General features: G+C 60.3%; 12 protein-coding genes. 10 read left to right on the top strand and 2 right to left on the bottom strand.

The genetic code is table 11. The annotated features are described in order from the left end of the window. Positions 1-18: 18 nt before the first annotated feature. Complete coding sequence (locus MHX65_RS04830; protein WP_239269076.1) at positions 19-369, bottom strand: EsaB/YukD family protein; 351 nt, start codon at positions 367-369, stop codon at positions 19-21. A gap of 152 nt (positions 370-521) precedes the next feature. Between MHX65_RS04830 and eccCa the strand changes: the two genes are divergently transcribed. From eccCa to rpsI, 6 genes are all read left to right on the top strand, one after another. Continuing rightward, positions 522-4,211 carry a type VII secretion protein EccCa gene (gene eccCa, locus MHX65_RS04825; RefSeq protein ID WP_239269074.1) on the top strand — a complete coding sequence of 1,230 codons (3,690 nt, stop codon included), beginning with the start codon at positions 522-524 and terminating at the stop codon, positions 4,209-4,211. After that, the gene (locus tag MHX65_RS04820) at positions 4,212-5,426 is read left to right on the top strand and encodes a type VII secretion-associated protein (RefSeq protein WP_239269072.1); all 1,215 of its coding nucleotides are present in this window, start codon (positions 4,212-4,214) and stop codon (positions 5,424-5,426) included. A gap of 133 nt (positions 5,427-5,559) precedes the next feature. Further along, complete coding sequence (locus MHX65_RS04815) at positions 5,560-5,874, top strand: WXG100 family type VII secretion target (protein WP_005277114.1); 315 nt, start codon at positions 5,560-5,562, stop codon at positions 5,872-5,874. Positions 5,875-5,918: 44 nt separating this feature from the next. Then, positions 5,919-6,206 (top strand): WXG100 family type VII secretion target, encoded by a 288-nt coding sequence (locus MHX65_RS04810; RefSeq protein WP_005277116.1) that lies wholly within the window; start codon positions 5,919-5,921, stop codon positions 6,204-6,206. A 358-nt stretch (positions 6,207-6,564) separates the two neighbouring features. After that, the gene (gene rplM / locus MHX65_RS04805) at positions 6,565-7,008 is read left to right on the top strand and encodes a 50S ribosomal protein L13 (RefSeq protein WP_239269129.1); all 444 of its coding nucleotides are present in this window, start codon (positions 6,565-6,567) and stop codon (positions 7,006-7,008) included. After that, a complete protein-coding gene (gene rpsI, locus MHX65_RS04800) occupies positions 7,008-7,550 on the top strand; it encodes a 30S ribosomal protein S9 (protein ID WP_005281349.1) in 543 nt (180 codons plus the stop codon). The genes rplM and rpsI overlap by 1 nt, the downstream gene beginning before the upstream one ends. A 335-nt stretch (positions 7,551-7,885) precedes the next feature. Here rpsI and MHX65_RS04795 read toward each other — a convergent pair whose 3' ends face one another. Beyond that, on the bottom strand, positions 7,886-9,811 hold the full coding sequence (locus tag MHX65_RS04795) for a BCCT family transporter (protein ID WP_239269070.1): 1,926 nt from the start codon (positions 9,809-9,811) through the stop codon (positions 7,886-7,888). 195 nt (positions 9,812-10,006) lie between these two features. On the opposite strand from MHX65_RS04795, the gene glmM reads away from it, so the two are divergent. The 4 genes from glmM (at position 10,007) to MHX65_RS04775 (ending at position 13,769) form a co-directional block, all read left to right on the top strand. Continuing rightward, a complete protein-coding gene (glmM, locus tag MHX65_RS04790) occupies positions 10,007-11,350 on the top strand; it encodes a phosphoglucosamine mutase (protein ID WP_005277129.1) in 1,344 nt (447 codons plus the stop codon). Positions 11,351-11,446: 96 nt separating this feature from the next. Further along, complete coding sequence (locus MHX65_RS04785; protein ID WP_034653448.1) at positions 11,447-11,761, top strand: hypothetical protein; 315 nt, start codon at positions 11,447-11,449, stop codon at positions 11,759-11,761. Beyond that, a complete protein-coding gene (locus MHX65_RS11570) occupies positions 11,761-13,491 on the top strand; it encodes a hypothetical protein (RefSeq protein WP_284771935.1) in 1,731 nt (576 codons plus the stop codon). Before MHX65_RS04785 ends, MHX65_RS11570 begins: the two co-directional genes overlap by 1 nt. Further along, positions 13,491-13,769: a hypothetical protein gene (locus MHX65_RS04775; RefSeq protein WP_023016768.1), complete on the top strand. Its 279-nt coding sequence runs from the start codon at positions 13,491-13,493 to the stop codon at positions 13,767-13,769. Before MHX65_RS11570 ends, MHX65_RS04775 begins: the two co-directional genes overlap by 1 nt. Positions 13,770-13,782 lie beyond the last annotated feature (13 nt).

Raw genomic sequence — 13,782 nt, 5'->3', positions numbered from 1 at the left:
GGCAAGCCCAGTCCACGCCTAGACGATGGGAATGGCGGAGGTGGTGTCGTCGCGGCTTTGGGCGGCGAGGGATTCGGCCGCATCGCGGATTACGGGCGCGGGCCGCTCCTCGCGCGGGGAGAGCACCAGGATGGAGCCTTCCGCAAGCGGCGTGGCGGCAAGCGGTGCGGTGAGGTCGATGGTGCGCCCGGATGCCGTGCTGGCGCGCCAGGGTGAGTCGATCGCGGGTGCATCGACAAGATCGGTAAGTTCTGCCATGAGCTCGCCGAGGCTGGAGCTTAATGGCAATGCCACGTCTGCTTCCTTGTGGAAGGAGTCTGCGTGGATGCGGATGGTAAGGCGCAGGTGATGCGCCGTTGGAGCGGTCATAATTCCCCCGAATTGTCTAAAGATTGTGGGCGTCCCCCTTGCCCAATGCCACATATTGTGGCTTACTGGTGGCGTCGTGTCCACCGCAGCGCGGGGAATCTTGGCAGGGGGCCAAGAGCGCTAAGCGTGTGGATCGGGGGAGGATTTTACCCATGCTTGGGATCGGGGAAACCCACATCGTGGAGCCATTGTCCATGCCGCTTCGGGACGCGCCACCGCCGCTTCCCACCGGCACCATCGAGGCAGAGGAAGTTCCGGAAGCGGTGCGCCCACAGCCGGTGCTGCTGGTGCGCCTGCTGCTGCCCATCGTGATGATCGCCGCCATGCTGGGCATGGTGGCGTTGATGGTGCTGGGCGCGGGCGATTCGCGGCATATCAGCCCGGTATCCTTGATGTTTCCGCTGATGATGCTGGCCAGCATGGCCATGATGTTTGGGCCGCACAATAGCGGGCAGGACCCGGATGAAACCCGGCGGACTTACTTGCGCCACATTAAGGCGCTGCGGGAAAAGGCCCTGGATAATGCCGGTGCGCAGCGCGCACACGAGCTGTATCGGCACCCGGATCCGGCGGGGTTGGAACCGCTGGTGGGATCGCGGCGCATGTGGGAGCGCGGGCCTGATGATCCGGATGCCTTGGAGGTGCGCGTGGGCACTGGGCCCACCACGTTGTGCACGCCCATCAACGTGCCTGATTCTGGTGCGACCGAGGACCTGGACCCGGTCTGTGCGGTGAGCATGCGCCAGGCCATCAAGGCGGTGGGCACCGTGCCCGATATGCCGGTGGTGATCCAATTGCAGGCCTTTAGGTTTTTATCCTTTACCGGCAATAATGCCCGCGATACGGTGCGCGCCCTCGTCATGCAACTAGCCCTGGCGCACGGCCCCGAGACCATCGGGATCGAGGCCATCGGCGGCGATTGGGAGTGGCTGAAATGGCTGCCGCACACCCGGGAGCCGGACAAGGCGCGGTTTCGCATTGTGCTTGTCGATGCCCTCCTGACCACCGGCACCGAAGACTTCTTCCACGGCGATTCTTATACCACCGTCATTGAGGTAGATGGTGCGCCGTCGTCTGCGTTGAGCCTGCGCGCGGAACAAGAAGGCCTGTGCCTCGTCGCGGCGGATACCCTGCAGGCGGTCACGGCCGCGGGCGTGGAAGAACTGGGTACACCCGATAGTTTAGGTACTGCCTCGGCCACGATTATGGCCCGCCGGATGGCGGTCTTTCGCCGCCCCGATAGCACCTCTGGGCGCCGGGGCAATGATTTGCTGGGGCTGCTTGGTTACAGCGGCGTGGATGAGTTGGCAGCTAGCGGCATGTGGCACGGGCGCGATGGCGCCTCGCGGCTCATGGTGCCCATTGGCATCGATTCAATCGGGCAGCCGGTGACCGTGGATCTCAAAGAATCCGCGCACGGCGGAATGGGGCCGCACGGCCTGTGCATCGGGGCGACGGGCAGCGGTAAATCTGAGCTCCTGCGTACTCTTGTCACCGCGCTTGCTGCCACGCATAGCCCGGATGAACTCAACCTGGTGTTGGTGGACTTCAAGGGTGGTGCGACCTTCCTAGGCTGTGACCGCCTGCCGCATACCTCCGCGGTCATTACTAATCTTGAAGAAGAATCCACCCTGGTAGAGCGCATGTATGACGCCATTTCCGGGGAGATGAATCGCCGCCAAGAGCTCCTGCGCACCGCGGGAAACTTTGCCAATGTGGGCGAGTACAACGCCTCTGCGGATGCCGTGCGGGACTACGGCCCCTTGCCGGCGCTGGTCATCGTCGTGGACGAATTTTCCGAGCTCTTGGGCCAGCACCCGGATTTCGCCGAGCTCTTCGTTGCCGTGGGGCGCTTGGGGCGCAGCCTCCACGTGCACCTGCTTTTGGCCTCCCAAAGGCTTGAGGAAGGGCGCTTGCGGGGGCTGGACTCCCACTTGTCCTACAGAATCGGCCTGAAAACCTTTTCCTCCGCCGAATCCCGCCAGGTCCTTGGCGTCACCGATGCCTACCACCTTCCCGGCCAACCCGGCGCCGGCTACCTCAAATCCGATGCCGAGGATCTCACTCGGTTTCAGGCCTCCTACGTATCAGGGCCGCTCGCGCGCCGGGCTGCACCTGGCACGGGGACGCACGCGGCCACGGACCAAGATGGCAACCCTGCAGGGCCGCCGCGCCGGGTGGAGCTTTTTACAGGCTGGGCGCAGGACGATGCCGCTGCACAGAATTCGCCCTCGGTGGTCATGGATGAATCCACATCGGTTCTTACCGAGGTGGTTCGCGCCGCCGGTGAGGAGGCCGCCGCGCGGGGCCAGGAGGCCCACCGCATCTGGCTGCCACCGCTGCCGCCGGTCATCGAGCTTTCGTCCCTCGATATGGAGAATGCGGGTTCCACCGCAGGGCAACTATCCGCGCCGATTGGGGTCATCGATAGGCCTTACTACCAGCGCCAAGACCAATTGGTCATCGACTTTCACAAGCACGGCGGCCACCTTGCCCTGTGCGGGGGACCGCAATCCGGCAAGTCGGGCGCGCTGCGCACGATAGTCTCCTCCCTAGCACTCAACCGGCGGCCGGAAGATATCCGTTTTTATGTCATCGACTTGGGCGGTGGGCAGCTAGCCGCCCTCGACCGGCTACCGCACGTTGCCGGGGTAGCCGGGCGCGAAGAAGGCGAAAAGATCCGCCGCATCGTCGATGAGGTTGCCGGGTTTATTCGCCGGCCGGAATCGCGCGAGACCTTCTTGATTATCGATGGCTGGCACCACATCGGCCCATCCAATGCGGAGTTTGAGGATATAGCCGAATCCATCACGGATATCGTTGCGGACGGCGCCTCCGCCAACGTACACGTCGTCATCGCCACCTCCCGGTGGACCACGATGCGCCCGGCGATTAGGGATCTCATCGCAAACCGCCTCGAGCTGCGCTTAGGTGAGGCGCTCGATTCGCTTATTGACCGCAAGCTGCAGCAAAAACTGCCCAGCGCTCCGGGCAGGGGGCTGACACAGGCCGGCGAAAATATGCTGCTCGCGCACACCTCGAATCAAGATATTGCCCATATCTGCCGCGTGCATGCTAACGCCGTTCCCGCCCCGCAGCTGAAGATGTTGCCCGCGGTCCTGACCCCAGAGGCGCTGGCTGCCCATGGCGAAGCCCCCACTGGCGGCATCCCGTGGGGCATCGGCGGGCGCGACCTTTCCACCTTGGCCTGGAATCCGGAGCGCGAACCACACCTGGTTGCCATCGGCGCCCAAGGCTGCGGCAAGTCCAACTTCTTGGCGCAGGTCATGCGCGGGATTAGCCGCCTTCCGCGCGAGGCGGCGCGACTGGTGGTCATCGATCAGCGCCGCGCCCATCTGGGCACGCTGGATCAGGACATGGTGGCGGCCTATGCCGCAACGCAATCCAGTGCGCAGGAGGAAATCGTCAATACCGTTCGCACGCTGGAACAACGCTTGCCGGGACCGGATATCACCCCAGAGCAGCTCGCCGCCCGCGATTGGTGGGCGGGCCCGGATATTTACGTGGTGGTAGATGATGCGGACTTGGTCAGCGATATCGCCCTCGCGCCCTTGATCGATCTCTTGCCGCACGCGCGGGACATCGGCTTGCACATGGTCATCGCCCGAAAATCCGGCGGCATCGGCCGGGCGCTGTTCGGTCAGTTCTTTTCCGCGGTGCGCGACCTGCAACCCGCATTCCTGCTTTTCGATGCCGACCGCGATGAAGGCACCATCTTCGGGCTCAAGCCCAGCCACCAGCCGCCTGGGCGCGGGCAATGGAGCATCCGCGGCGAAAACTTGGGAATCGCCCAGGTGGTTTACGGGGAAGGAGAAGAATAAATGTCTACAGAAACGCCTATCTCCGCACCAACGGCAACGATTACGGTGACCGTCATGGATGCGGCCACCATCTTTGAAGGCCCAGAAACCGTGTACCGCTACGATCTCGCCGGAACAGGCATCGTAGAAGGCAAGGCCTTAGGCCACGTCATGGACCAGATTGCGAAGATCGCTGGATCCGCCTGGCCGGACGTGGACGTATCCGTCATCGCGGATCCCTCTGGCACCGCCGTCTCCCGCGAGGCCGTCACCATCCTGACCCGACAACTCGATGTAGCTGGCGCCCGCGTGCGGCAGCAGGACGCAACGCCCGCACCGGAATCAACTCCAGTACGAGAGGCTGAATCGGTTGCGGGCGAGGCAGGGGCGCAGGAAACAGTGCCTGCATCGGCTTCGGCGGCTCTTGCAGACGCTTCAGAATCCGCGCCCACAGCCCAGATGGATATATCCATGGAACGCGCGGAATCGGGAATGGAAACCGAGACTGGCACCGGAACCGGAACCGGAACCGGAACTGGAAAGCGAGCAGGAAAGGAGAGAGGAACGGGCACCCGGTGGGCCGATAAGCTGCGCGGCTGGATAGGTGCCATCGACATGTTCCACGTCGCGATCGTCGTGGTGATCCTCGCCGTCGTCGGCGCCTCGTGGTGGGCCATGGGCGCGAATGCGTCCAATGATGAGGAAGACGGCGAGGCGGTCACCACCGCTGGAAGTGCCACCGCTGCGAGCGCCGCCGATTCCGTGCCGACGGACGAATCTGGTGGTGGCAGCGATGACAACGCGGACGCGGCTGGCGACGCGGGCGGTGATGGCGAGCTCAACCCAGGCGAAAAGCGCCTTGATATCGAAGGGCTGTCCGTCGTCCTTCCCACCGGATTTCAGGCCACTGTGGAGGAAGGCCTGGTGACCGCTACAGGAGAAGACCCTGATCTAAGGATTCTCTTAGCGGCGGACTCGCTTTTCAACGTTCCAGCCAGGGCGCTCTTTGATGAAATCAAAGCCCAGGTGGATAAGGATCCAGAACTGCGCGATGTATCTGAGGACGCGGGGCGTTTGCACTATGTAGAAGACCCCGGCGATGGCTCCGTAGTGGAATGGACCATATGGGAAGATACCGGCCACCACATGTCGGTGGGGTGCCATACCCGGCATAACGCTAATGCCGTGCAAAAAGCCGCGTGCCGGATGGCCACCGAATCCCTGAGCAAGAAATAAACAGAAAAGTTTTTAACATCCCGGGAACCAAATGGGTCTGAGCACAGTCCAATAACGGTGAGAAAGCACAGAAGCTTTTTCGGGGGAAATCACACTCAACATCTCTTCCCGCCCTAAGGAGGGGCGCACTGTTATGTCTCAGACTTTTAAGACACAAGCCGATGTCATGGTCTCCACCGCCGGCCGCGTCGATAACACCAATGACGAGGTCCAAGGCGAGCTCACCCGTCTGCAGGGTGTCGTTGATTCTGTCCGCGGCAGCTGGGCCGGCCAGGCGCAGGTTTCATTCGATAACTTGATGCAGCGCTACAACACCTCCGCGCAGCAACTGCGCGAGGCATTGACCTCGATTTCTGAAAACATTCGCAGCAATGCCCACAACTTCGACAACGTCGAAGCCGAAAACACCCAGGCCTTCTCCAATGTTGGCGGCGGCCTCGCCCTGTAACCCAGTCACCTCCACCAGCAAATTCGAAAGGAAGCATTTTCGACATGTCCGAGATCAAGTACCAATTCGGCGCCATCTCTTCTGCCGCAGCCGATATCAACGCCACCTCCGGCCGCATCAACAGCACCTTGGCCGACCTCAAATCCCGCCTGCAGCCCATGGTGAGCACCTGGGAAGGTGAATCCGCAGTGGCCTATAACCAGGCCCAGGCCAAGTGGGATAAGGCAGCGCAGGAACTCAATACCGTGCTGGCAACCATCTCCAAGACCGTGTCCCAGGGCAATGACGCCATGAGCGATGTCAACCGCCGCGCCGCCGCTAGCTGGGGCTAACGCACCCTTGGCAGCATCTATCTAGCCTGCTTCTTTAAAGCGCAGTAGGGGAGTCGGGCGGTGCCCGTGCCCGTATCCATCTGGCAGGAGGCGAACGCAGCCGCCGTCCCCTACCGCGCCACTTACACAAACTGCCACATAGAACCTCTTTTACCGGTACCTTTTCTTCCTGGAAGGTGCCGGTTTCGGCGTTTTGGTCTTTTACTCCGGTAGCGGCTAAAGTTGTAGCCCTATGTGTTCGCTCGTCGGCAAGCAGCTGGCGAAGCGCTTCCCGCAGGTCTCCACCGGCCGCTGTTGGGAAGCGAATGGATGCTTAGCGCTGGCCGGCAGTTCCGAGACAGACTTTCAAGGAGTCATTTTGTCTACTTTCCACCCAAAGAGCGGTGACATCACCCGCAAGTGGTACGTCATCGATGCTACTGACGTGGTGCTGGGCAAGCTTGCTTCCACCGTGGCAGACCTGCTGCGCGGCAAGCACAAGCCACAGTTCGCACCCAACGTTGACACCGGTGACCACGTCATCATCATCAACGCTGACAAGATTCACGTTTCTTCCAACAAGCGCGACCGCGAATTGCGCTACCGCCACTCCGGTTACCCGGGCGGTCTGAAGTCCATGACCCTGGGTCAGTCTTTGGACGCCAACCCGGTCCGCGTTATCGAAGAATCTGTTGCCGGCATGATGCCGCACAACAAGCTCTCCCGCGCTTCCATCAAGAAGCTGCACGTCTTCGTAGGCGATGAGCACCCGTACGCCGGTCAGAAGCCGGAAACCTTCGAGTTTAAGCAGGTGGCACAGTAATGGCTGAGCAGAACATCGACAACAATGTAGCCGAGGCTGCTGACATCGCTGCAGCAAGCGCCGCTACCGAAGAGTTCACCAACACCATCGGTGATTCGTTGGCTAGCGCCAACCCTGAGACCGAGGCAGAGGTTGAGGCCGCTGCTCCGGTTCACGAGGGCCCAATTCAGACCGTCGGTCGCCGTAAGCGCGCCGTCGCTCGCGTTCGCCTCGTTGCTGGCTCCGGCCAGATCGTGGTCAACGGCCGCGAGTTCGCTGAGTACTTCCCGAACAAGCTGCACCAGCAGGACATCCTCACCCCGCTGACCCTGCTGGACCGCGAGAACCAGTTTGACCTGAAGGTCACCGTTAACGGTGGTGGCCCGACCGGTCAGTCCGGCGCCCTGCGCCTGGCTATCGCTCGTGCGCTCAACATCTACAACCCGGCTGATCGCTCCACCTTGAAGAAGGCTGGTTTGCTCACCCGTGACGCTCGTGCAGTTGAGCGTAAGAAGGCTGGTCTGCACAAGGCACGTCGCGCACCGCAGTACTCCAAGCGTTAATCTCGCTTCTACTGCGCGCGCAAGCGCCGTACACTGCCGCTGCTTCCCCATTCTGGGAGGCGGCGGCTTTGTCGTTTTATCGCTCTTGCCGATGCCCCTCCGATTGGGCCGGCCAAACCCCGCTTGGCCAGCCTCTTGAGGCTTAGCCGTGCGTGAGGCATAAGCGCTCAGTCGAGGGCGCGATGAAGCGCCCTCACGCCGCAGCGCACCACGGACTGTAGGAACAGAGAAAAGCCCGCCTCTCATCGCGGGAAGCGCTAATGCGCAGTGCGATGGAGACGGGCTAGGGACCGAGGGCCTAGGGCCTAGGGGAGAGGTCCGGTTAGGCGGAGAGATTACTCATCGTCTTCTGCGGCCTTGTCCTCGGTTTTCTTCTTTGCAAAGTTCTTGAGCTCGGCGCGGCGCTCTTCGCGGAGGGCTGCCTGCTCTGCGAGGTATTCATCCGATGCGTTGATGGTGTACCACTCGTGGAGGTACGGGTCATCGTTTTCAATTTCTGCCCCGGCACCGTGGGCTTCTGGAACGGCGGAAGAGCTGAATACGAAGTCACCGTTGTGTTCTTGGAGGCCCAAGTGGGTGCCGCGCTCAATGGCGGCATGGGCGTATTTCCTGCGCAGTATTGCAGGGTCGCGTGCCAAGTCCTTGCCCCACGCCACCATGATGCCGATGAGGATGAAGGTAAACGGCAGCGAACTGGAGACCATGATGGACTGCAGGCCGCTCAGGGCATCCTTGCCGGCGATGAGCAGCAGGGACAAGGAAATGCCACCTAGGGCAACGCCCCAAATAACGGAAATCGACGTCGAGGGAATTGGTCGGCCTGATTGGGACATGGAGCCCATGACGTTGGTAGCGGAGTCAGCAGCCGTATTGAAGAAGACGACCACAGCGAGGAGGACGATGACCGTGGTGATGCTAGATAGCGGCAGCGATCTCATGAGATCGAACATCACATTCTCGCCGGAACCTTCAATCTCGATTCCGTCTCCATCCAGGTGAGTCTTGATAGCCGTGGCACCAAAGATGACGTACCAGAAAAGCGACAGGGTGGTAGGCACGAGCATGATGACGAAGACGAATTCGCGAATGGTGCGCCCGCGGGAAATCTTCGCAATAAACATACCGACGAAGGGCGACCAAGAAATCCACCACGCCCAGTACAGCATGGTCCATGCGGTGACGAATTCCTTTTCTGGTTCACCCTGGGAGGCGGACAGGGACATCATGTCTTCGAAGTGCTTGAAAAACTGCAGCAGGGAGGCGGGAATCAGATCCAGGATGTAGAGCGTCGGCCCAGTGATGAGAACGAAGACCGCGAGGCCGATGACCAAGCCCATGTTGATATTGGACAGGATGCGGATGCCGCGCTTGATGCCGGACATCGCGGAAAGAATGAAAAGGATGGTGAGGATCGTAATGATCACCACCATGATTCCGTTGCCCTCTAAAGGCTTGCCGGTAAGGATCGAGGTACCCGTGCGGATCTGCAGCGCACCGATACCCAGGGAGGTAGCCGTGCCGAAGAGGGTGACCAAAACCGCGAAGATATCGACGATCTTTCCAAATACCCGGTTATTCGAATCCGTAATGAGGGGTTCAAAGAGCGAGGAAATAAGCGGGATACGGCCGCGTCGATAAGCGGCATAGGCAAGCGCGCCGCCCACCAGTGCAAAGATCATCCACGGCAACGTAGCGTGGTGAAGTACTGCTTGGGCAAAGGCCGGAAGGATGGCCTCCTGGCTGCCGGATTCGACGCCGGAAAGATACGGCGGGGGAGTCAAGAATAGGGCAAGCGGCTCCATCGGGCCGTAGAAGACCAGGCCGATTCCCATACCAGCGGCAAAGAGCATGGCGATCCATGCGTTGCGGGAGAAATCGGGCTTGGAATCATCGGCGCCGAGCTTAATTTTGCCGGTTGGGGCGATAGCGATCGTCAGCAGGAATGCCGTGGTGGCAATCATGATGATCGTAAATAGCCATCCAAAGTTTTGGACGACCCACGCCCGCATGGTACTTCCTGTGCTAGCCAGATTATCTGGGGCGATGATGGCCCACAGGATAACGGCAAAGGTTGATGCCAACGCCACCGCAAAGACCGTTTTATTGGTCTTAAAATCGGCGCGGGTGTTTTCGACACTTACTCCGGGAATGAGGGCTGGATGAATAGCGCGTTCCCCAGAAGCGGCTTTCGCAATGGCTGACCGTGCCTTCTGCGAGGTAGTTTCAGGTGACTTGTCACCTGAAGATCTAGGTTCGTTCATCGTTGATCCTCTCTAAGGCAAAAGAGTGAAGTATAACCTAGCTAATAATTTCATATAAATGCCAAAAAGTACTACTTTAAGCAAATTTTGCTTTTCATCACAAGGACATTTTTCGTGATGTTGGTTACCTAATTAGCTCGCTTGTCGATGCCCCAAACATGCAACGGGTGGGACTTACAGGGCATAATTGTTTTCATGACTCGACTATTTGGAACCGATGGAGTTCGCGGCCTCGCGAATAAAAAGCTGACTCCCATTTTGGCCTTGACGCTGGGACAAGCGGCGGCGGAGGTCTTTACTGCGCAGCGCGAGTCTTATGAGCGCCGCCCATTGGCAATCATCGGCCGTGACCCCCGCGTATCGGGCGAGATGCTCGATGCCGCCATCGCCGCCGGCTTGGCGTCGCGCGGCGTGGACGTTGTGCGCGTGGGTGTGCTTCCTACCCCAGCTATCGCCTTTTTGACGGATGATTATGGTGCGGATCTCGGCGTGATGATCTCTGCCTCCCATAACCCGATGCCAGATAACGGCATTAAGTTCTTCTCCGCTGGCGGCAAGAAGCTGCCGGATAGTGTGGAAGATAAGATTCAGGCCGCTATGGATAACCTCGTTGAGGAGGGCCCGACGGGCACCAAGCTGGGCCGCATTATCTCGGAGGCGCCCGATGGGCGTGAGCGCTATCTAGCGCACCTGAAGGAGGTCGTCTCCACTGACTTGAGCGGCATCAAGGTGGTTGTGGATACGGCCAATGGCGCGGCCTCGAAGGTTGCTCCGAGCGCCTATGAAGCAGCAGGCGCTGAGGTCATCCCGATTTACCACCGGCCAAATGCCTTTAATATCAACGAAAATTGTGGCTCTACCCATATCGAAAAAGCCCAGGCAGCGGTGCTCGAGCATGGTGCCGATTTGGGTCTTGCCCACGATGGCGATGCGGACCGCTGCCTCGCCGTCGATGCCGAAGGCAACGTGGTTGATGGCGATCAGATCATGGCCTTGCTCGCGGTAGGGATGAAGGAAGACAATGACCTGCGCTTTAACACGCTCGTGGCCACGGTCATGTCCAATTTGGGCCTGACGCTTGCCATGGAGGAGCAAGGCATTGAGGTCCGCCACGCGGCGGTGGGCGATCGTTATGTGCTCGAAGAGCTCCACCGCGGCGATTTCTCCTTGGGCGGCGAGCAATCCGGGCACGTCGTGCTTCCCGATGACTCCACTACCGGCGATGGCACCCTCACCGGTCTTTCCATCATGGCGCGTATGGCCAAGTCCGGAAAGAGCCTGAAGGAATTGGCCTCCGTGATGACCGTATTGCCGCAGGTGCTCATCAACGTTCCGGTGTCCAATAAGGCCGCGATCATGGATTCTGCCGAGGTCAAGCAGGCCATCGTGGAGGCAGAAGAAGAGCTCGGGGAAACCGGCCGCGTCCTGCTTCGCCCCTCTGGTACCGAAGAGCTGTTCCGCGTCATGGTAGAAGCGGCCGAAGAAGAACACGCCCGCAAGGTAGCTGGTAGGCTTTCTGCCGTCGTCGCCTCGGTATAGGCAGGAAAATAAGAAGTACCGGGAACCATTTGGTATAAACCCCAGTCCAATGAAAGTGAGCACACTTACCGCATATGGATTTGGGGATTTATACCGATGTCTGAGGTTTTTCTTCGCCCCGCAGAGGCGATGTCCGCACTACAACAAGCTATAAGCGCCAACGATGAACAGCGCCAAGCCCACCGCGCCGATGTTCCAGACTTTCCCGTTGCCGCGGCTGGGCGGAATTTTTCCGGCCACGGCGAGCGCATACGAAGCATCCTCGCGCGCATTCATGACAATGGAACGTGGCGCTTAGACAATATCTCTGCCACAGGCCAGGCAGCACACGATCAGATGCGCGCATTCGCCACGTACGATGCCGGCTTTAGCCGCTCCTTTGCAGGAGAAAGCGGAAAGGCAGTGGACTAATGAGTGCGCTGACTAAATCGCTTTTAGGGGATTATTCCGCCGCCATTTCGCAGTTCCAATTGGCATGCCTGGGAAATTACTCCGGCCCCAGCATGCCCTTGGGGCTTCTGAGTGAGCTCATCAGCGCGGTAGATGGAATCGCCCCACAAAACATTCTGCGCCATACCATTTCCGCGGTGGGCGGCAATCTTCCGCACGGTGGTGGAAAGGGGCTTGCGGATTTCCTGCGCACTGACGACTCCGATTTTGCAAACGGCACCTTGCGCGAGCACCTGACCGGCATTCAAAAAGACTTTGATATCCACCGCGATGAAAGCAAGCAGCTTACTGACTCTGCCAAGCAATGCTCGGGCGCTATTTCCGATGTCGTCGATACCTCCGACACCGCACTCACCGAGCTGATTTCCGCGGTCATCCCGCTGCTCAATATCTTGTCCATGGTGGCCACCAGGCACCCGCTGGCCAAGTTCATTATTCCCATCGTCTCCACCATTGGTGCGAAGATCATCGATGACACCAATGACTCCATCGCCAGCACGTGCCGGGACCGCGATGATGCCATTGAATCCTGTTACGACGAGTTTGAATCCCGCTGCGAATGCGTCTGCGAGCGGCCTCTTCCTGAGGAATGCCCCGAGCCGGCAGAGGCCGAGGAGGATTCTTGCCCACCGCCAGTGGAAAAGTGCCCAGATACGCCAGCTCCCACGCGCCCGATGCCCGATGGCGGAGGCGGCGCCGACTCCACCCCGCCACAGCCAGCGCAGCCGACGCAACCCGCATCCACCGCTGAGTGCCCGCCCAATCCGGAACCGATGCCAGAGCCGACCCCAGAGCCGAAGCCAGATCCGAAACCGGCACCGCAACCACAACCCTCACCCGAGCCGAAACCAGCTCCCGAGCCGCAACCGGAGCCGAAACCAGGACCGGCTCCGAAGCCGGCTCCTGAACCCGCACCTGAGCAGCACCCTTCCGGGTGCCAGTGCCAACAGTGCCGCGGTTTCGTAAACGAGCCGCCTCGACAGAACGAGTCCACGACCACCCCGGCGCACGCGGAACCGGATCCTGAGCCGGAACCCAAACCACAAGACTGCCCACCAGAACAACCGGAACAGCCCGCACTGCAGCCTGAACAGGACCCAGTACCTGAGCCTGTGCCGGAAGATTCTGAATGCGAAGAAGAAGCAACAACACCGGCTGCCGTGGAAGATGATGCGGCCTGTGACATCGAGTCCTCCTGCAGCGGCAGCTTGGGAATCGTCGGTGCAGGAATCGCTTTGGTAGGTGTAGGCCTCATCATTGAGGGCGCTGCGGAGTGCCTGGAAAATATCGCCGATGCAGATTGCCCAGAGCCGGAACCGGAACCGGAACCTGCGCCTGAACCGGAACCCGAGCCCGCACCGGAGCCTGAACCAGAACCTTGCCCTGAGCCAGAACCAGAACCGGAACCCGAGCCCGCGCCTGAACTGTGCCCGGAAGAAGGAACAATTGAGCCACCTCCGGAGCTTTCCCAGGTGGAAGAACCGGCCCCGCCTCCAGAAAAGGTACAGCACCTGCAGGCAGCAGAAGCCGCTGGAGCTGGTGCACCTGCGCCAGAGCCGCAGCTTCAACCTGAGCCCGCACCAGCACCGGAACCTGAACAGCCACCGGCACCTGCTCCGGCCCCCGAGCCTGCACCAGAGCCAAGCTCAGATGAACCATCCGTGACTGCACGAAAGGCAGGGCAGTGGTAATGAATAACGATTTTGCAGAATTCGCGCAGGGGTTTCGCGAGCGCACCGCGCGACGCATGTTGGAATTTGAAAAAAGCCTGGCGAAGGCCCAAGACGAGCTAGAAAAGTCCACGGCCAAGGCCGTACAGCAGGCCAAAAATGAGCAGCGTGGGGGAAGAGACGGTGATGCGGTGGGGCATCGGCAAGCAGCTGCTGGAACGTGGCGCCGAAATAGTGCTGCCCCAACGCGTGTCAATAACGCATCGGGGCAGGTGAAATCTGTGCTGCGACGTGGATAGGCCTAGTTCAGCG

This window comes from Corynebacterium sp. ACRPS (genome assembly GCF_022346005.1).
Taxonomy (GTDB): domain Bacteria; phylum Actinomycetota; class Actinomycetes; order Mycobacteriales; family Mycobacteriaceae; genus Corynebacterium.
Note: the sequence above shows the minus strand (reverse complement) of the source record. Positions and strands in the feature narration are given on the sequence as shown.